Origin of the sequence: Frigidibacter sp. MR17.24 (assembly GCF_037095655.1) — a bacterium.
Classification (GTDB): Bacteria; Pseudomonadota; Alphaproteobacteria; order Rhodobacterales; family Rhodobacteraceae; genus Frigidibacter.
In genome coordinates this window covers 95,813-115,399 of record NZ_JBAWKE010000010.1, presented here as the reverse complement: position 1 = coordinate 115,399, position 19,587 = coordinate 95,813, and the positions used below count along the sequence as shown (strand labels likewise).

Below are 19,587 nucleotides of genomic sequence, written 5' to 3'. Positions count from 1 at the left end.
CAACATGGCGATCATGGCGCTCTGCACCCGGGTGCTGGGGCTGCCCTATCAGGCGGGCTTCGTCTCGGGGCTCGTGCTGGTGCCGGTGGCGAGTTATTTCTTGAACAAGTTCTGGGTTTTCAGGAGCACCGCACGATGATGAGCTCGACCGTCTCCCGTCCCCTCTCGCTCGAGCGCCTGCTGCCCGGCGCGGTGGTGCTGCTGAACCTGCTGCCGCTGCTGCTGACGCCGGCCCTGCCCAGCATCGACTTCTACGCCCATATCGTGCGCTACAACGTGCTGGCCCATCCCGACGCCTTCGCCACCCACTATCAGCCGCACTGGGCGCTGCTGCCCAACCTCGGCATGGACGTGCTGGGCACCGCGCTGATGCTGGCGCTGCCGCCGCTGGTCGGGGCCAAGGTGCTGGCCGCGATCGTGATCACCGCTCCGGTTCTGGGCTGCATGGCGCTGTCGCGCGCGCTCAACGGCCGGGTCGAGCCGATCGCGGCGCTGCTGGCGGGGCTTCTGGGCTACAATCTGATCCTGTTCTGGGGCTTCGCGAACTTCCTGCTGGGCTTCGGCATCGCGCTGGGCTCGCTCGGCTGGTGGATCTCGCGCGCCGACCGGCCGCGGCTGCAGCTGGCGGTGATGGTGCCGGTCGGCATCCTCGTGCTGTTCATCCACGGGCTGGTCTTCGCGCTCTGGGGGCTGCTGCTCGGCGCGGCCGAGCTCGGGCTCGCGCTGCAGGCGGGCCGCCTGCGCCCGCTCGACCTTGCGCGGCGCGCCGGCCGGCTGCTGCTGCTCGCGGTGATCCCGGTGCTGCTCTTCACCCAGATGCAGACCGCCGAGGGCGAGGGCGGGGCGACCGGCGCGCTGCAGAACCTGGCGGGGATCGCGGCCGAGGGCGGTGGCAGCGGCCTTGTGCTGCGGCTGGTCGAGGAGCTGCTCAAGCGCGTCGATTCCGTGCTGCGCGTGGTCGAGACCTCGCTCGGGCCCTGGCCGGACCGGGCCTTCGGCCTGGTGCTCTGGGGCCTGCTCGGGGCCGCGCTCGTCCGCGGCAGGATCGGCGTCGACCGGCGGATCTGGCCGGCGGCGGCGCTGTGCTTCGTGCTGATCGGGCTGATGCCGCCGAACCTGTTCGGGGTCGGCCATCTGGACGAGCGGATGCCGCTGCTGTTCCTGGCAGTGCTGGTGGCCGGGCTGTCGCCGCGACCGGTCGCGGGACGGGGTGCGGAACGGGGCGCGGGAACCGACCGGCCGCTGATGGCCCTGTTCCCGCTGCACCTGCTGCTGGTGGTCTGGGCGCTGGCGCAGGCGGGGACGGTCTATCGCGACTTCCTGGCGCAAAGCGGCAAGATCGACACCGGGGCGATGGCCGCGGCCGCCTTCCCGGGCGAGACGCGGGCCCGCGACGCGTCGCGCGCGTGCAAGCCGCTGCTCTACCTGCTGCAGCTGCGCAACGGCACGGCGGTGCCGACCTTCGCCAACCCGACCCAGCAGCCGCTGCGCCTGGCCGGGCCGCTGGCCACGGCAGCGGGCGCCCAGGCCGCCCCCGGCGCGCCGCTCGCGACGCAGCTGCCCGCGCTGCTCGGTGCCGGGTTCGACAGCGTCGTGGCCTGCGATCCCGACACCGCGCCCGTCCCCGACGGCACCCGGGTCGCGGCCTCCGGCGCGGGCTGGGCGCTGTATCAGAATGCGTCCAAGCCCTAACGGCGTATGGACACCCAAGGAGCGGCGATGCGGCGACCCCGCCACAACCCCATACTTCCGGCCTGCGGATCACCGGACCGAAGATTGCTGATCCCAATCTGCCAGCCGCTCGCGGACCATAGGCTCGACACCCAGGCCAAGCGCTTTGCCGTTGTCGAGCGCACCGACAAGGTCTCCCCCGGCGTCCCCGAACGCACGGGAAAGTGCCCGTACCCTGTCACGGTAATCCTTCCTTAACCATGATCCCGAAACCTTTCCTCAACCGGGGAGGGTTTCATGACAGGGTCGGCACATCACCAGGGCACGTCCGGGCGGCTTGCCCATATCGACAATCTGCGCGTCGCCTGCATGGCGCTGGGGATCTTCGTCCATACCTCGGCGCTTGGCGAGTTCGGCCGGCTCGAGGCCTTCGCCGAGGTCTCGGACTGGTTCCGGATGGCGACCTTCTTCCTGGTGTCGGGCTATTTCGGGATGATGCTGCTCGACCGCAGGCCGGTCGCGGTGTTCCTCGACCAGCGCCTGCAGGCGCTGGTGCTGCCGCTGGTCAGCTGCCTGCTGCTGCTCAACCCGGTCACGCTCTGGCTGGTCTACCGCGTGCACAACCCCGGCCCCGCCGGCTGGCCCGAGGTGATCGCCGCGCTGACCGGAGAGAGCCCCGCGCGCGGGCCGATGGTCTGGCACCTGCACCTGTGGTTCCTCGTCTCGCTGGTCTGCTACGTGCTGGCCGCGCCGCTCGCCGCCGGGCCGCTGCGCCGGCTGGCGGCCAGCCGCGCGCTGGCCCGGCTGGCGGCCTGGCGCGGCGGCGCGGCGGTGCCGGTGGCGCTGACGCTGGGGCTGGTCGCGACCGTGCTGGCGATCCAGGTCGCGGCGAAGGCGCTTGGCGGGCCCTTCACCGAAGCCTGGCTGCTGCGGGCCACGCTCGGCTACTGGCCCTATTACCTGCTGGGCATGCTGCTGTGGCGCGCGCCCGCGCTCTGGTCCGCCTGCCACCGCGTCGATCCCGCGCTGATGGCGCTGGCCGCGGCCGCGATCGGCGCGCATCTGTGGCTGCATCCGCCGGGGCCGGCCGGCGCGCTGCTTGGCCTGGTGGCGACCGCGACGATGCGCTGCGCGATCAGCTTCGCGCTGCTGGCGCTGTTCGCGCGGTTCCTCGACCGCAGCACGCCCCTGACCCGGGCGCTGTCGGACGGGATCTACACCGTCTATCTGCTGCATTACCTGGTGATCTTCAGCCTCGGCTGGCTCTGGCTCTCGGCCGGGCTGCCGCTGGGGGCCGCGGCCTTCTGGACCATCGCGGCGGCGAGCAGTGTCGCGACGCTGGGGCTGCACCTGGGACTGGTGCGCCGGGTGCCGCTGCTGCGGCTGATGCTGAACGGCAAGTCCACACCCGCCCCGGTGGCGGCGCCCCTGTCCGGCCCCGCCTTCAGCCCCGCCTTCAGCCCTGTCTCTGCTGTCCTGCCGGGCGCCGCGCCGGCCCAGGGGCCAGCACCCGCCCCGGCCGCGGCGCCCTCCGCGGCGCCACCCGCGGTCGGGCCCACGATCACGGCCTGAGACGGGAACCCCCCGGGACCAGGCCCCGCGGCAGGACGCCGGCACGGCGCGGTTACACCGGGGCACCGCCCCCGGATGATGACCCGGGGCTTGCCTTCGGCCGCGGATCGACGCTTTCTGGGATCATCTCCCCGGTCCCCTGTCCCGGCCCCGGTCCCCAGGCCCGGTGCCCAGGTCCGGTCCCCGGCCCCGCCACCAGCCAAGGATCCTCATGACCTATCTCGTCTTCGGCCAGACCGGCCAGGTCGCCCGCGAACTCGCCCGCCTGCCCGACCTCGTGCAGTCCGGCCTCGTGCAGCTCGGTCGCGACCGCGCCGACTTCTCCGACCCCGAGGCCTGCGTCGCGGCCCTGCGCGCCACCCATGCCGAGACGCCGCTGACCGCGGTGATCAACGCCGCCGCCTGGACCGCCGTCGACCGCGCCGAAGCCGAGGAGGAGGCCGCGACGCTGGTCAACGCGACCACCCCCGGCGCGCTCGCGCGGGCGGCGGCAGAGCTTGGCCTGCCCTTCGTGCACATCTCGACCGACTATGTCTTCGAGGGTTCGGGCACCCGGCCCTGGGCGCCGGGGGATGCGACCGGGCCGCTGGGCGCCTACGGGCGCACCAAGCTTGCCGGCGAGCGGGCGGTGGCGGCGGCGGGGGGCACCCATGCGATCCTGCGCACCTCCTGGGTGTTCTCGGCCCATGGCGCGAATTTCGTCAAGACCATGCTGCGCCTGTCCGAGACCCGCGACAAACTCACCGTGGTCGCCGACCAGATCGGCGGCCCGACGCCCGCGGCGGCGATCGCGGCGGCGGTGCAGGCGATCGCGGGGGCGCTGGTCGCCGATCCCTCGAAGAGCGGCACCTACCACTTCTCGGGGGCGCCGGACGTGAGCTGGGCCGACTTCGCGCGCGAGATCCTCGCCCGTGCGGGCCGCACGACCAGCGTCGAGGACATTCCGACCTCGGCCTATCCGACCCCGGCGGTGCGGCCGCCCAACAGCCGGATGGACTGCAGCGCGACCGAGGCCGCCTTTGGCATCCCCCGCCCCGACTGGCGCGCGGGCCTCGAGGCAGTGCTCGCCGATCTCGGGGTCGCCGTGCCCGGCTGACGGCAGGCTAACGGCCGGCGGGAGGCTCAGGAGGTTCACGGGGCTCAGGCCCGCCGGCTCACTCGGCGGGCTGGCCCAGACGGGGCCGACCCCAGCCGCGGGACCGCGCCAGGCGCAGTCCCAGTGCCACGCCGAGGAAGTTGGTGATCAGGTCATCGGTGTCGAACTGGCGGTAGGCGCAGGGGTAGAGCCCCCAGATCCCGGTCAGCTGCGTCGTCTCGACCGCGAGCGTCAGCCCGGCGCCGAACAGCAGGATCGCCCGGTCCGACAGCCGTCCCTGCCAGACCAGGGCCGCGCCGATGAACAGGCAGAAGACCACGTTCATCACCGCCGCCGGAATGAGCGTGCTGTCGAAGACCCCTTCCCAGCCCCAGCGGCCGTAGATGCCCATCAGCTGCGGCACCGTGTTGAACGGCATCACCTCGGCCCGCACCCCCGGGACCGGGCAGATCATCGTCGCCCGGTCGGGGAAGGGATACTGGGTCAGCATCAGGAAGAAACCCAGACTGACCAGCACCGGCAGCTCGCGGGCGGGGACCGGCGCGGGTCCGCCCGCGAGCCGCGCCCAAAGCCGCCACCCCGCCCAGATCACCGCCACCCAGACCGCGGTCCAGACCGCCGCCCCGCCCAGGTAGGACACAAGGAAGCCCAGGCTCATCGCCGCGCCCCGCAAGGCATCCGCATCGAAAGGTCCATCGATCCCCGTCTCGTCTTTCGTCTCGCCGCAAGGCAGCAAAAGGCCAACGCCGCGGGTCAAGGTCGGTTTCCAGTCGCCCCGGCCTTGCATTTTCCGCTTTCCGGACAATGCTGCAATGCGACAACCCGCGCGGCAAGCTCTCGCCGCGCGCCCCACGCCCGCCTGACCCGAACGTGACCGCGCGCCCCGCGCCGGGCGGGTCATCCGGGACACACGATCGAAGGACGCACAGCGCATGACCACCACCGCCAGCCCGCCCAGCGGGCGCAAGGGCATCATCCTCGCCGGGGGCTCGGGCACCCGGCTCTACCCGATCACCATGGGCGTGTCGAAGCAGCTGATGCCGATCTACGACAAGCCGATGATCTACTACCCGATCTCGGTGCTGATGCTCGCGGGCATCCGCGAGGTGGCGATCATCACCACCCCCGACGACCAGGCCCAGTTCGTCCGGCTGCTGGGCGACGGCAGCCAGTGGGGCATGTCCTTCACCTTCATCGTCCAGCCCTCGCCCGACGGGCTGGCGCAGGCCTACCTGCTGGCCGAGGATTTCCTCGCCGGCGCGCCCTCGGCCATGGTGCTGGGCGACAACCTGTTCTTCGGCCACGGCCTGCCCGAGATGCTGGCCGCGGCCGATGCCAAGCCCGAGGGCGGCACCGTCTTCGGCTACCATGTCGCCGATCCCGAGCGCTACGGCGTCGTCTCCTTCGACAGGGAGGGCCGCGCGCAGCAGATCATCGAGAAGCCCGAGGTGCCGCCCTCGAACTATGCCGTCACCGGGCTCTATTTCCTCGACGGCAGCGCGACCGAGCGGGCCAAGCAGGTCACGCCCAGCCCCCGCGGCGAGCTGGAGATCACCACGCTGCTCGAGATGTACCTGCACGAGGGCAGCCTCTCGGTCGAGCGGATGGGGCGCGGCTATGCCTGGCTCGACACCGGCACCCACGGCTCGCTGCTGGACGCGGGCAACTTCGTGCGCACGCTGTCGCTGCGCCAGGGCATGCAGTCGGGCTGCCCCGAGGAGATCGCCTTCAACCAGGGCTGGATCGACCGCGACCAGCTGGCCGCCCATGCCAAGACCTTCGGCAAGAGCGACTACGGCCGCTATCTCGCGGGGCTGCTCAGGGAGTGACCGGGCCGCGAGTGACGGACAGCGAGTGACGGACGGCGAGTGACCGGGCGGCCGCCTGCGGCGGAGAGATCCGCGCGGCAGGCGGCCCCGGGACCTGCGGGCGATCGGCCGGCGTGACATTTGTGTTTCCCGCAGCGGGATTCCGGGATCAGATGTCCGCGTGTCCCGATCCGGCCGGCCGAAGCGGCCGCCGGAGCGGGACCGCGAGGCCATGCTGCGGATTGGGAGACGGGAATTCGCGCCATATCGGATCGGTGGAGCCCCGGCCCCGGAGCGTTTCGCGTCCTTCTGGCGCTGGCGGTCGTGGTGTCCCATCTCAGCGCGCTGGATGTCGGCCTGCCCGCGGTGATGGTCTTCTTCATGCTGTCGGGCTACTGGGTCGCCGCGATTCACGAAGATCTTCGCAGGGAATTTCGCGCGGGGCCCCAGGCGCTGACGATCTTCTGGGCATCGCGCGGATTGCGGATCTTCCTGCCATTCGCGGCCGCCTGGCTGCTGGTGGCGCTGCTGTTCGCCTGGTCGGGGCATGCCCTGCCGCGCGATCACCGGGGGCTGTTTCTGCTGGGGCTGGCGACGCATGGGCAGGATCTGCTGAGCATATCGTGGTCGCTCGACATCGAGCTGCAGTTCTACCTGCTGGCGCCCCCGCTCTGCTGGGCCCTGCGCCGCCACCCGGCCTGGCTGGGCGTCCTGTCTCCGGCCCTGTTCTGGGCGGGCCTGCAGCTGCAGGCGATGGGGATCGTGACGGTGGCGGCCTTCGCCATCCCGTTCCTGTGCGGCGGCGCGCTGTGGCGCTGGCGCGCCGGGCTGCTGCGGCTTTGTCCGCCGGCGGTCGGGGCGGCCTCTGTCGCACTGTTCCTGGCCGCGGGGCTTGGCACATGGGCGATGCCGTCGCTGCAGCCGCTGCTCTACAAGGGCCGCCCCGATCCGATCCCGGTGGAGCTGTTCGGCATGCTCTGGACGCTTCTGCTCGCCCCCTTCCTGCTGCGCAACCTCCAGCGACGCTCGGGCAGGTTAGACCGGCATCTGGGGAACTATTCCTATTCCCTGTACCTGGTCCATTTCGCGCTGTTCGTGGTGCTGCGCGACACGCCGCTGGCGGCGATGCCCGGTTTCAAGCCGCTGGCGGCGGCCGCCGGCCTGCTTGCCGGCCTGGCCTTCTACCTGCTCGTCGACCGCCCCTGCGAACGGCTGCGGGCGCGCGCCGTCGCCGGGCTGCGCAGCTGGGCGGCAGCCGGGCCCCCGCCGGGCCCCGCCCCCCCCAGCTGACCGCGATCCGGCCCGGGCCCGACCAGGCCATCACGCCGGCCGGATGGCCCGGCAGGGCGATCCGGCGACGGCGACCCGCTCAGGCGCGGTGATAGATGTCCTCGTAGCGCACGATGTCGTCCTCGCCGACATAGGCGCCGGTCTGCACCTCGATGAGGTACATCGGCACCTTGCCGGGGTTGGCCATCCGGTGCTTCTCGCCCAGCGGGATGTAGACCGACTGGTTTTCCGTCACCAGCTGCACCTGGTCGCCGATCGTCACCTCGGCGGTGCCCGCGACCACGATCCAGTGCTCGGAGCGGTGCATGTGCGACTGCAGCGACAGGATGCCGCCCGACTTCACCATGATCCGCTTCACCTGGAACCGGGTGCCCAGGCACAGCGTCTCGTACCAGCCCCAGGGCCGGTGGAAGCGGGGATAGTCCTCGGCCTGCGGCGCGCCGGCCTGCTTCAGCAGCGCGACCGCGGTCTTGACCTCCTGCAGCCGCGAGCGGTCGGCGATCAGCACCGCGTCGCGGGTCGCGACCGCGACCACGTCCTTGAGCCCGAGGCCGACCATGTGCACCCCCGGCTCCTCCGAGCGCAGGTAGCTGCCGGTGACGTCGATCGCGGTGACCGCGCCATGGGTGGTCACGTCCTGCCCCGGCTCGATCAGCGCGTCCCAGCTGCCAAGGTCGTTCCAGCCGCAGTCGACCGGCACCGCGGCCACGTTCGCGGCCTTCTCCATCACCGCGTAGTCGAACGAGATCGAGGGCGCGCGGCCCCATTGCTTGGTCTCGAGCCTGAGGAAGCCCAGATCCTCGACGCCGCCGGAGATGGCCGATCGCACCGGGGCCACCAGCTCGGGGGCGTGGCGCTCGAAGGCGGCGATCAGGTCGCCCGCGCGGGCAAGGAAGATGCCCGCGTTCCACAGGTAGCGCCCGGCCGCCAGGAATTCGGCCGCGGTGGCGGCATCGGGCTTCTCGCGGAAGCTTTCCAGCGGCACCGGCCGGCCGAGCGCGGCGGGCTCGGCCAGTTCCAGATAGCCATAGCCGGTCTCGGGGCGGGTCGGCGCGATGCCGAAGGTCACGAGGCTGCCCTCGGCCGCGGCCAGCGCGCCGGCGCGCACCGCGGCGCGGAAGCTGTCGGGATCGCCGATCACGTGGTCCGAAGGCGCGACCAGCAGCATCTGCTCGGGCCGGTCCTCGTGCATCAGCGCCGCGGTCAGCACCGCGGCCGCGGTGTCGCGGGGGCTCGGCTCGATCACCACCTTCGCATCGTCGAGCCCGATCGCCTGGGCCTGGTCGGTGGCGATGAAGCGGAAATCCTCGCCCGTCAGCACCAGCGGCGCGTCGAAGCCCTCGCCCGAGAGCCGGCGCAGCGTGCCCTGGAACAGGGTCTCGCTGCCGGTGAGGGGCAGGAACTGCTTGGGATAGGCCTTGCGCGAGAGCGGCCAGAGCCGGGTGCCGGAGCCCCCGCAGAGAATGACGGGCGTGATCATGGGACGACTATCGCTTTGCTGTTTCAAAAGGACCATGGCGGCGCATGTCCCCCGCCTGAAATGGTCGCGGGGGACGGCGGAAGGGCGGCGAAAAAGCGCCGGCACCGCGCGCCCGGATGCCCCCGGAGGGGCCGCGCACGGCACAACGTGAAGGAGACCTTAAAATCGCGCCTGCGTCCACAGCTTCGCGCATCCGCGGGGCCGCGAAGGGCCACGGCAGCCCCGCAGTGCCTCCGGGGCGCGCCTTGGCTGGCGGGCCCGACGTGCCGCCCCCCCACTCCTCCGCGCTCACTCCGCGCCCAGAAGCGCCCGGATCTCGGCCACCTTGGCGGCGACGAGCCCGGCATCGCCGCGGGATTCGACATTGAGCCGCACCACCGGCTCGGTGTTCGAGGACCGCAGGTTGAAGCGCCAGTCGGCGAAGCTGAGCCCGATGCCGTCGGTCTCGTCGCGGGCGGCGCCCGCATAGGCCCCGGTCACCCGCGCGATCGCGGCCTTGGGATCGTCGAGGTGGAAGTTGATCTCGCCCGACGAGGGGAAGGCCGCCTGCCGCTCGGCCACCAGCCCGGCGAGCGGCCCCCCGCGCCGGCCCATCAGCTCGACCACCAGCAGCCACGGCACCATGCCCGAGTCGCAGCAGACGAAGTCGCGGAAGTAGTGATGCGCCGACATCTCGCCGCCATAGACCGCGTCGTGGTCGCGCAGGGCCTGCTTGATGAAGGCATGGCCCGTCTTCGACTGGATCGCGGTGCCGCCCGCCGCCGTCACCAGGTCCTGCGTGTTCCAGATGATGCGCGGGTCGTGCACGATCCGCGCGCCGGGCTCCTTGGCCAGGAACACCTCGGCCAGCAGGCCCACGATGTACTCGCCGTCGATGAAGCCGCCCCTGGCGTCGAAGAAGAAGCAGCGGTCGAAATCGCCGTCCCAGGCCAGGCCCAGGTCCGCGCCATGCGCGACCACCGCATCGGCCGTCGCGGGGCGGTTCTCGGGCAGGAGCGGGTTGGGGATGCCGTTGGGGAAGCTGCCGTCGGGATCATGGTGGATGCGCACGAACTCGAGCGGCGCGCCCGCCGCCGCGAGCGCCCCGGCGATGGCGTCGAAGGTGGGGCCGGCGGCGCCGTTGCCGGCATTGACCACGATCTTCAGCGGCCGGAGCGCGCCGAGATCGACGAAGCGCAGCACGCCCGCGACATAGGCGGCGCGGGCCTTTGCCGCGATGTCGGTGAGCCGGCCGCCGGGGGTGGCGGGGCCGAAGTCGTCCGCCTCGGCCAGGTCGTGGATCGCCCTGAGGCCGGTCGCGGCATCGAGCGGGGCCGAGCCGCGGCGCACCATCTTCATGCCGTTGTAATCCATCGGGTTGTGCGAGGCGGTGACCTCGATCCCGCCGTCGGCGCCGAATTCGGTCACGGCCCAGTACATCTCTTCCGTGCCGCAAAGCCCGAGGTCCAGCACCTCGGCCCCCTCGTCCATCAGCCCCCGCGCCACCGCCGCGGCCAGCTCCTCGGACGAGGCGCGGATGTCGCGGCCCAGCACGATCCTCGCGCCTTCCCCCACACCCTCTCCCGCACCCTCCCCCGCGCCGAGCACCCGCGCGAAGCCGCGCCCGATCCGGTAGGCCAGCCCGGCGTCGAGGTCATGGCCGAGCCGGCCGCGGATGTCATAGGCCTTGAAACAGGTGAGGGTCATCGAAAAATCTCCGGTCCTTGGAAATGCGGCGGCCCCGGGGGGCCCGTCTGAAAAAAGGGGCGCGGCCGGTGGCGGCGGGTCCGCGGCGGGGCGGGGCCGCGGCGGGCGCGCGTGCCCCCAGAATGTCCCGGTCCGGCCGGGCGTCAAATGCCGCGGCGGGGCCGGGGCCGGGCCATGGCGGATTTCGCCGCCCCGGGGACGGGTGGCGACCCTGTCGCGCCCGGCGGGCACCGGAGATGCATAACAATTAATCAATTGCCCGCCCATCGACTTTTCGCCGCGGCCGCCGCACGGCACCGGTTGTGCGCCGGGCGGTTGCGCCTGCATGATCGGGACGGGGATTTTCCCGCCCCTGCCGGGCCCTGCCATTGCGGCAGACGGACCGACACGAGCTTGATACCTTTTCGCTATTTCATGACGGACCAGTGGCATTGCGTAATCTTCCCCGCCGCCCCCAGGGCCAGCCGCCCAGGACAGGACAGCTTCGGGCCCTGCGGGTCCCGTCTGCGGCGACGCCGCCCGCAGGACACTCGCCGCAGGGCCCGGCCCATGGCATGATGCTGAAACCATTGACGCTGAAACCATTGACCACGGGATGTGACGCGATGCGGTCTTCGGAAGAACGGTGCGACCTGTCACGCCGGGGGCCCGGCCTCGCGGCCGGCCTCAGCTCCGGCCTTGTGGCGCTCGCGCTCGGGCTTGCCGCCGCGACGGCACCGGTCGGTGCCCTGGCCCAAAGTCAGGGCCAGAGTCAGGGCCAGAGTCAGCCGGCCCGCGCCGCGCCCGAGGCGGCCTATGTGCTGGGACCGCAGGACCAGCTGTCGGTGCGGGTGAACTCGCTGCGGCGCAACACCGGCGAGATCTACACCTGGGCGCCGCTCAGCGACACCTTCTCGATCGGAGCCGACGGCACGGTGTTCCTGCCGATCGTGGGCCAGCTGACCGCGGCGGGCACCACGCCCGACGCGCTCGCCGCCTCGATCAGCACCGCGCTGCAGAACGTGGCCAACCTGGCCGAGACCCCGTTCACCACCGTCGAGGTCACCACCTACCGCCCGGTCTATGTCATGGGCTCGGTCCAGCAGCCCGGCCGCTACGAATTCCAGCCCGGCATGACCGTGCTGCAGGCGCTCAGCACCGCGCAGGGCTTCGTGCGCTCGCCCGACGTCTCGGGCACCCAGCGCGACGCGATCGCGGCGGGGGGCGACGTGCGCTCGCTCGAGGCGGCGGGGATCGTGCTGCAGGCCCAGCTCGTGCGCTTCGCCGCCGAGAGCGAGGGCGGCACCGCCGCGCTGTCCTTCCCGCCCGAACTGGCCGCCCGCGCCGCCCAGGACCCCCGCATCGCCACCGCGATCCGCCACGAGACCGAGCGCTACGAGGCCGGGCGCGAGGCGCTGCGCGCCGAGGCGAAGGCGATCGAGGACGGCCGCGCGCTGCTGGGCCAGGAGCTCGAGCAGCTGGCCAAGAAGGCCGACACGCTGAACCGCCAGCAGGAGCTTTACGACGAGGAGGCCAAGATCAGCGCCGACCTGCTGACGCGCGGGCTGACGGTGCAGAGCCGGCAGGTGGCGGCCGAGAATTCGCAGCTGAACGTGCAGAGCAGCCAGCTCGACGTGCAGCTGGCCACGCTGCGCGCCCAGCAGAGCCTGCAGCAGGCCGATCGCGACATCATCGACCTGCGCGCGCGCTACCGCACCCAGGCGCTCGACAACCTGGTGACGACGCGCCAGCAGCTCGAGGCGAACCGCCAGCAGCTGCAGACCGCGCAGGCGCTGGTGACGCTCGCGATGTCGCGCTCGCTCGAGACGCTCGACAGCGCCGATCTCGACGGCTTCACCCCGGAATACCGGGTGGTGCGCAACGGCGACTCGGGGCGCAGCGAGCAGGTGGTGGGCGACGACTTCCGCCTGCAGCCCGGCGACGTGCTGCAGGTGCAGATGAGCCAGGCCGCGCCGGTCCAGTAGCGCCGCCCCCCCACCCGCGCGCCCCGGGCCCCAACGCCCCGGGCGGGTCAGCCGTCGCGCAGCCCGAAGCGGTTGCGCGGCGAGATCACGATCCCCAGCGCGCGCAGCGCCGCGACATAGACCGCCGCCCCCGCCAGCGCGAGCACCGCGAGATCGAGGATCGCCCCGGGCAGGACCGGGTCGACGACCGGGCGCAGCAGCGTGACCGCCGCCCCCATCGCCGCCGCCGCCAGCACCACCCGCCACAGGTTGCGCAGCTGCGCCCGCAGGCCGATGCCGCCCAGCCGGCGCACATAGGCCATGTAGACCACGAACATCACCACCGCGACCGCGAGCCGCGCTCCCAGCACCCCCGGCACCGCCGCCAGCCACAGCCCGGCCGGGATCGCCGCCAGCCGCAGCAGGCATTCCGCGGCGCTGATCTGGAACAGGTAGGCCGGCCGGTCCAGCGCCAGGCTGAACGAGGCGAAGACCTGGTGGTAGGCGACCGGCAGCACCGCGAGCGAGAGCACCTGCAGGATCGGCGCCGCCGGCAGCCACTTGTCGCCCAGCACGATCTGCACCACCAGGTCGGCGGTGACGGCGATGCCGACGCCGACCGGGATCGAGACCATCATCACGAAGCGCGCGGCCTTGAGAAAGGCGGTGCGCATCCGCGCCGGGTCGGTGTTGATCGACGAGAAGGCCGCCATCACCGCCTGCATCGCCGGGCCGACCACGCTCTGGGTCGGGAAGACCGACAGGTCCGAGGCGATGGCATAGCGCCCGAAGCTGGTGGCATCGAGATGGCGGCCGAGCAGGATCCGGTCCAGCTGCCAGTTCAGCGCCGCGCAGACCTGGGCCACGCTGAACCAGCCCGCGAAGCCCGCGAACTGCCGGAAGCGCCGCAGGCTCAGCCGCGGGCGGTAGGGCACGATGACATAGGTCCCCGCCACCGTCGCCACCGCCGCCATCACCGTGTTGGCCGCGATCGCCCAGTAGCCGCCGCCCGACAGCACGATGATCACCGCCACGGCGAAGGCGGTGACCTTGCCCACCACCTCGGTCAGGAAGGTCTGCCGGAAGCTGAGGTCGCGCGCGAAGCGCACCATCGCGGGGTTGCTGATCCCGCGCATGAACGGCGCCACCGACAGCACCATCAGCAGCGGCAGCAGCCGGTCGTCGTCGTAGAGCTGCGCGAAGGGCCAGGCCGCGGCCAGGATCACCAGCACGAAGACCAGGCTGCGGATCAGCCCCAGGGTGAAGCCGGTGTTCAGGTCCTCGTCGTCGAAGCTGCGCCGGCGCAGCAGCGCCTGGATGATCGGCACCTCGAGCACCATGTCGAGCGTCGAGATCAGCGTCATCGCCAGCGCCGTCAGCCCGAAATCGGCCGGCGACAGGATCCGGGCCAGCACGACCAGGGTGAAGAGGTCGATGAACCGCCCGGTGAAGCGCGACAGCACCAGCCAGACCGCCCCGGTGAGCGCCCTGCCGGTGAGCATTCCAGTCATCATCGCCGTTCACCATCCCGCCAGCGGCCCGGGCCCGGGCGCCCGCCATGGCGCGGCCCGGCCTCGGGTCCGATACCCCTTACCTGCCGCGACGGCCGCCGGGGCCGGCCCGCGCGTTCCCGCGCCGCGGCCCCGCAGCCGCGACCGCGGCGATGCTGCCCCGAGAAGACCCGGCCCCGGGACCGCGTTCAAGCGCGGCATCGGCCGCGGCCCGGATCGGGCGGCGAGCGTGGCACCGGCGCGCCACACCCGGCCCCCGGGCGGGGTCGGCCGCCGCGAAATGGGGCAGGCGGGAATCGGCGAAGGCTTGCCGAGGCGGCGACGGAAACCCGCCGATGGCCGCCGGCGCGGGGGCAGGCAGCGGCTGTGCATCCCGCTACACTGTCTCCGGGAGCGGGGCCCGAATCATCCCTGCGCGCGAGCTCGGGCGGGATTTCGCCGATGTTTGCGAACAATCTGCCTGATTATTCGGCACGAGCCATGACGTGATATCATAGCCGATATGAATTTTATGCAAGCAAATCAACTATAGGCTGCTTTTTCGATGATTCCCGCACAGAAACCGTTCGTCAAACATTAAAAAACATTAAACTTCTCGCCCAAGCTGCGTGAGTATGGGCGCAGCGATCGATCGGCAGAATTTCGCCTCATTGTCGACGCCACAGTGCCACAGTTTGAACACACATTTTTCCCGGAGTTTGTCATGCCCCCGGAGTTTACTGGGCCCCACACCGGCCTGTCCGAGACCGCCAGATATTCCGCGACCCTTTTTTCCACCGATCGCTTTTCCGCTTCCGACCGTGCCGTCACCGCGCATTCCCCCGCTTCGCTCACCTCTCCTGCACTGACCTCTCCCGCGCTGGCATCCCCCTCGCTGGTTCCGGGGCACCGCTCCGCGGCGCGCCGCCCGGCGGCGCCCCTGCCCGCGGCTCAGCTGAGATCGGCGCATCTTCCCGTCGCGCCGCTGGCCCCCGTGCAGCTGACCCCCGTGCAGCTTTCCGGCGCCCGCCGCGGCTATGCCGGCGACGATCCGGCCCCGCGCGAGGGCTTCTATGCCACGACCGGCAAGCGGCTGTTCGACATCGCCTTCGCCGCGGTGATGCTGGTGCTGCTCGCGCCGACGATGCTGCTGCTGATGGCGCTCGCCGCGCTTGACGGCGCGGCCCCGCTGTTCCGCCACAAGCGCATCGGCCGGCACGGCGAGGTCTTCGGCTGCCTGAAGATCCGCTCGATGGTGGCCGATGCCGACCTGCGCCTGGCGCGGGTGCTGGCCGAGGACCCGGTCGCCGCCGCGGAATGGGCCTGCGCCCACAAGCTCAGCGACGATCCCCGCATCACCCGCTTCGGCCGGTTCATCCGCCAGACCAGCCTCGACGAGCTGCCGCAGCTGTGGAACGTGCTGCGCGGCGAGATGAGCATCGTCGGGCCGCGCCCGATCGTGCGCGACGAGATGGTGCGCTACGGCGCCTCGATCGGGGCCTACCTGCAGATGCGGCCCGGGCTGACCGGCCCCTGGCAGGCCTCGGGGCGCAACGACATGTCCTATGACGAGCGCGTCGCGCTCGACGTCGACTATGCCCGCAGCCTCGGCTTCGTGCAGGACCTGAAGATCATCCTGCGCACCGCCGGCGCGGTCGTCCGCAGGACCGGCAAGTAACCGGCCGATCCCCTCCGCGCCCGGCCCTGCCGGGTCGCGGCCGACCCCCTCCGCGCCGGGACCTGCCGGGCCGCGGCGGGACCGTCTCTCCGCGCGCCGGGATTTGCCGGGCCGCGGGGGCCCGGACGCCGGCGCGCCTCGACCGCGGGATATTGCCCCGTGGCGCACCGGCCGCCCGGGCAGCCTCCGACGACCGCGGGACCTGCCCCCCCATTTCGGCGGCCCCCGCCCCCAAGACTGTGATTTCATGAGCATCGAGCCCATTGGCCTCTTTACCCTGGCGCTGGCCCTGGTCTGCCTGTTCCTCGATTACGGGGTGATGATCACGGCGCTGGTCGTCGCCACCGTCTTCGGCAGCGCGGCCGCGCTGTTCATCGGCGGCGCCAACATCCCGCCCGCGCACCTGTTCATGGGCGCGGTCACCGTGGTGACGCTGTCGCGCCCGCGGCAATGCGCCGAGCTGATCCGCGCGCTGCATCCCGACCGCCCCGGGTTCTGGATCCTGTGCTTCGTGGTCTACGGCCTCGTCACCGCCTATTTCTATCCGCGGGTGATGGCCGGCCAGACCCAGATCGTGCCCTTGGGCAACTCGGCCTTCGACGACACCGGCTCGACCGTGCCGCTGGGCCCGGTCTCGAGCAACTTCACGCAAAGCATCTACATGGTGGCGAGCCTGCTGGTGTTCCTGCTCGTCACCAGCTCGGCCGCCACCCCCGAGGGCTTCCGCACCGCGGTGATCGCCGCCACCGCCTATGTCACCGCCAACGTCCTCTTCGCGCTTCTCGACCTCGCCACCTACCTGACCGGGACCCAGGCGATGCTCGAGTTCATGCGCAACGCCCGCTACGCGCTGCACACCGAGGCCGATGTCGAGGGGATGAAGCGCATCGTCGGCTCGTTCACCGAGGCCTCGAGCTTCGCGCGCTCGTCGCTGGGATCGCTGGGCTTCATCGGCACGCTGTGGCTTTGCGGCCGCCGGCCGCTGCTCACCGGGACGCTGACGGTGCTGACCTTCGTGCTGGCGCTGCTGTCGACCTCGTCGACGGCGCTGGCGGTGATGCCGGTGATGCTGGTGATCCTGTACCTGACCGCGATCGGCCGCTCGGGCACCTCGCGGCGCGCCCGCGCCAGCGCCGTGGTCGCCGTCACCCTGCCGCTTATCAGCATCGCCGTGGTGCTGGGGATCGCGGCGCATCCGGTGCTGTCGCAGGTGGTGATGGGCTATCTCGACACGATCGTGCTGTCGAAGGGCTCGACCGATTCCGGGATCGAGCGCGGCTCGTGGAACACCTCGGCGCTGCAGAACTTCCTCGACAGCGGCGGCATCGGCGTGGGCCTCGGCACCGTGCGCACCTCGAGCCTGGCGATGGCGCTTCTGGGCGGGCTCGGGGTGATCGGCACGCTGTTCTACGCGGTGTTCATGGGGCTGACGCTGCTGCGCAACCCCGGGCCGCGCGGCAGCTTCGTCACCGATGCGCGGCTCGCGGCGCGCAACGCCTGCCTGGGGCTGACCGCGGGCGACCTGCTGATCGGCTCGAGCGTCGACCAGGGCCTGTTCTTCTTCGCCATCGCCGGCATCGCCGCCGCCCGGCCCGAACGCGCGACCCGCGCAGCCCCCCCGGCCGCGACCCGGCCGGAGACGGCCGCGCCGCCGCCCCTGGCCGCCCGCGGGCGGCGCCCCGCCCCTCCCCTGCCCGGCACGAGGAAGACGGCATGAGCGACGACCTCCTCCTCAACGGCCGGTTCCTCGGCCAGCGCCTGACCGGGGTGCAGCGCTATGCCCGCGCCATCGCCGCCGCGCTCGACGCCGATCTCGCCGCCGCCGGCCGGCGCGCGACGCTGCTCGCCCCGGCCGGCACGCCCGATCCCGGCTTCGCGGCGATGCGGCTGCGCGCCGCGGGCCCGCTGTCGGGCCACCCCTGGGAACAGCTGGTGCTGCCGCGGCTGGCCGCGGGGGGGGCGCTGCTGAACCTCGGCAACACCGCCCCCGTCGCCAAGACCCGCCAGGTGGTCTGCCTGCACGACGCCAATGTCTTCATCACCCCCGAAAGCTACGGCCGGGCGTTCCGGCGGCTCTATCACGTGCTGCACCCGATGATCGCGCGCCGCGCCGCGCGCATCGCCACCGTCTCCGAGGCCTCGGCCCGCCAGCTTGCCCGCCACCTGCCGCTGAAGGTCTCCGACATCGCGGTGCTGCCGAACGGGCACGAACATGCCCTGGCCTGGGATCCGGCCCTGGCCGAGCGCGCGCCGGCACGGGTGGGCGGTGCGCGCCCCTTCGTGCTCGCCCTCGGCTCGCGGGCGCGGCACAAGAACCTCGGGCTGCTGACCGCCATCGCCCCGGCACTGGAGGCGCGCGGCATCGACATCGTCATCGCCGGCGAGGCGGGCACGGTCTTCGCCGCCGAGGACGGGCCGGGACCCGCAGCCGGAACCGCAGCCGGGACCGGGGCCAGGACCGGGGCCGGAACCGGAACCGCCCCCCGGCCCGCGAACCTGACCGAGCTTGGCCGGGTCAGCGACCACGACCTGGCCTGGCTGATGGACCGGGCGCTGTGCCTGGCCTTCCCGTCCTGGACCGAGGGCTTCGGCCTGCCGCTGGTCGAGGCGATGGCGCGCGGCTGCCCGGTGGTCTCGTCGGACCGCGCGAGCCTGCCCGAGGTCTGCGGCACCGCCGCGCTGATGGCCTCGCCCGCCGATCCCGCCGCCTGGGTCGAGCGGATCACCCGGCTCGCCGCCGCGCCGGAGCTCGCCTGCGAGCTGGTCGGCCGCGGCCACGAACAGGTGCGCCGATTCAGCTGGGCCGCCAGCGCCGCGGGCTATCGCGCGCTGATGGACGGCCTCGGCGCGGATGGGGGCCGGAGGGCGGCGAAACCGCCGCTTCGGGCCGGGACAGAGACGATCGCGACCGCCGGCCCCGCGCCCGATGCCGCCGGCGTCGCGGTGATCGTCGCCACCCGCGGCCGGCCGGCGGTGGTCAGCGACACCGTGCGCCACCTGCTCGCCACCCAGAGCCTGCGGCCCGCCACCGTGATCATCTCGTGCAACGACCCCGCCGATGCCGGCGCGCTGGCCGCCCTGCCCGAGGTGCGCGTCGTCACCGGCCCGCCGGGCCTGCCCGCGCAGCGCAACACCGGCCTCGCGGCGCTGCCGCCCGGGATCGAGACCGTGGCCTTCTTCGACGACGACTTCGTCTGCGACCCGGGCTGGCTTGCGGCCGCGGCGCAGATCTTCCGCGACGAATCGAGCCTCGTCGCGCTGACCGGCGAGGTGCTGGCCGACGGCATCAAGGGCGCGGGCATCCCCTTCGACGCGGCGGTGGCGATCGTCGCCGCCGCCCCGCCCGAGCCCGCGATCCCGGCCTGGACCGAGCCCTTCAGCCCCTATGGCTGCAACATGGCCTACCGGGTCGCGGCGATCGGGGCGCACCGCTTCGACGAGCGGCTGGTGCTTTACGGCTGGCTCGAGGATCGCGACTTCGCGGCCGGGCTGGCGCGCGCCGGCGGGCGCTGCGCGCGCGCCGCGGCGCTGCGCGGGGTGCACATGGGCGTCAAAAGCGGCCGCGTCGCCGGAGACCGCCTCGGATATTCGCAGATCGCCAATCCGGTCTACATGCTGGGCAAGAAGACGATGACACCGGCCGAAGTCGCGGGTCAGATCTTCCGCAACGTCTCCAGCAATCTCGCCCGCGCCCCCCGGCCCGAGGCCTTCGTCGACCGACGGGGCCGGCTGCGCGGCAATCTCATGGCCCTGGGCGACATCGTCCGCGGCCGGATCGACCCGGAACGGGCGGCGCGGATCGGCGCGCCCCCCGCGCCGGCGGCACAGATGAGCGCAGCAGGGAAAGCACCATGATCCAGGGCGGAGTAGGCA

At 72.2% G+C, this 19,587-nt stretch carries 13 protein-coding genes; 9 read left to right on the top strand and 4 right to left on the bottom strand.

Annotated features, from left to right (window positions below):
- The first annotated feature begins 135 nt into the window (after positions 1-135).
- From V8J39_RS20840 to rfbD, 3 genes are all read left to right on the top strand, one after another.
- The gene (locus V8J39_RS20840) at positions 136-1,692 is read left to right on the top strand and encodes a hypothetical protein (RefSeq protein ID WP_336462899.1); all 1,557 of its coding nucleotides are present in this window, start codon (positions 136-138) and stop codon (positions 1,690-1,692) included.
- Between the two features lie 276 nt (positions 1,693-1,968).
- The gene (locus V8J39_RS20835; RefSeq protein WP_336462898.1) at positions 1,969-3,243 is read left to right on the top strand and encodes an acyltransferase family protein; all 1,275 of its coding nucleotides are present in this window, start codon (positions 1,969-1,971) and stop codon (positions 3,241-3,243) included.
- Between the two features lie 211 nt (positions 3,244-3,454).
- The gene (gene rfbD, locus V8J39_RS20830; RefSeq protein WP_336462897.1) at positions 3,455-4,339 is read left to right on the top strand and encodes a dTDP-4-dehydrorhamnose reductase; all 885 of its coding nucleotides are present in this window, start codon (positions 3,455-3,457) and stop codon (positions 4,337-4,339) included.
- A 58-nt stretch (positions 4,340-4,397) separates the two neighbouring features.
- Here rfbD and V8J39_RS20825 read toward each other — a convergent pair whose 3' ends face one another.
- Positions 4,398-4,997 (bottom strand): VanZ family protein, encoded by a 600-nt coding sequence (locus V8J39_RS20825; protein WP_336462896.1) that lies wholly within the window; start codon positions 4,995-4,997, stop codon positions 4,398-4,400.
- Between the two features lie 274 nt (positions 4,998-5,271).
- Here V8J39_RS20825 and rfbA point away from each other — a divergent pair, with 274 nt between their 5' ends.
- Both rfbA and V8J39_RS20815 read left to right on the top strand, forming a co-directional pair.
- On the top strand, positions 5,272-6,168 hold the full coding sequence (gene rfbA, locus V8J39_RS20820; protein ID WP_336462895.1) for a glucose-1-phosphate thymidylyltransferase RfbA: 897 nt from the start codon (positions 5,272-5,274) through the stop codon (positions 6,166-6,168).
- Between the two features lie 120 nt (positions 6,169-6,288).
- On the top strand, positions 6,289-7,437 hold the full coding sequence (locus tag V8J39_RS20815; protein WP_336462894.1) for an acyltransferase family protein: 1,149 nt from the start codon (positions 6,289-6,291) through the stop codon (positions 7,435-7,437).
- Positions 7,438-7,516: 79 nt separating this feature from the next.
- On the opposite strand, the gene V8J39_RS20810 is transcribed toward V8J39_RS20815, so the two are convergent.
- Positions 7,517-8,917, bottom strand: coding sequence for a mannose-1-phosphate guanylyltransferase/mannose-6-phosphate isomerase (locus tag V8J39_RS20810; protein ID WP_336462893.1), 1,401 nt, complete (start codon positions 8,915-8,917; stop codon positions 7,517-7,519).
- Between the two features lie 288 nt (positions 8,918-9,205).
- Positions 9,206-10,603, bottom strand: coding sequence for a phosphomannomutase (locus tag V8J39_RS20805; protein ID WP_336462892.1), 1,398 nt, complete (start codon positions 10,601-10,603; stop codon positions 9,206-9,208).
- Positions 10,604-11,208: 605 nt separating this feature from the next.
- Here V8J39_RS20805 and V8J39_RS20800 point away from each other — a divergent pair.
- On the top strand, positions 11,209-12,567 hold the full coding sequence (locus V8J39_RS20800) for a polysaccharide biosynthesis/export family protein (RefSeq protein ID WP_336462891.1): 1,359 nt from the start codon (positions 11,209-11,211) through the stop codon (positions 12,565-12,567).
- Between the two features lie 47 nt (positions 12,568-12,614).
- Here the strand turns inward: V8J39_RS20800 and V8J39_RS20795 are convergent, their stop codons facing one another.
- A complete protein-coding gene (locus V8J39_RS20795; protein ID WP_336462890.1) occupies positions 12,615-14,048 on the bottom strand; it encodes a lipopolysaccharide biosynthesis protein in 1,434 nt (477 codons plus the stop codon).
- 982 nt (positions 14,049-15,030) lie between these two features.
- Between V8J39_RS20795 and V8J39_RS20790 the strand changes: the two genes are divergently transcribed.
- From V8J39_RS20790 to V8J39_RS20780, 3 genes are all read left to right on the top strand, one after another.
- Entirely contained in the window at positions 15,031-15,714 is a 684-nt protein-coding gene (locus V8J39_RS20790) for a sugar transferase (protein WP_336462889.1), read from the top strand.
- Between the two features lie 247 nt (positions 15,715-15,961).
- A complete protein-coding gene (locus V8J39_RS20785) occupies positions 15,962-17,431 on the top strand; it encodes a hypothetical protein (RefSeq protein ID WP_336462888.1) in 1,470 nt (489 codons plus the stop codon).
- A complete protein-coding gene (locus tag V8J39_RS20780; protein ID WP_336462887.1) occupies positions 17,428-19,569 on the top strand; it encodes a glycosyltransferase in 2,142 nt (713 codons plus the stop codon). Before V8J39_RS20785 ends, V8J39_RS20780 begins: the two co-directional genes overlap by 4 nt.
- Positions 19,570-19,587: the final 18 nt, after the last annotated feature.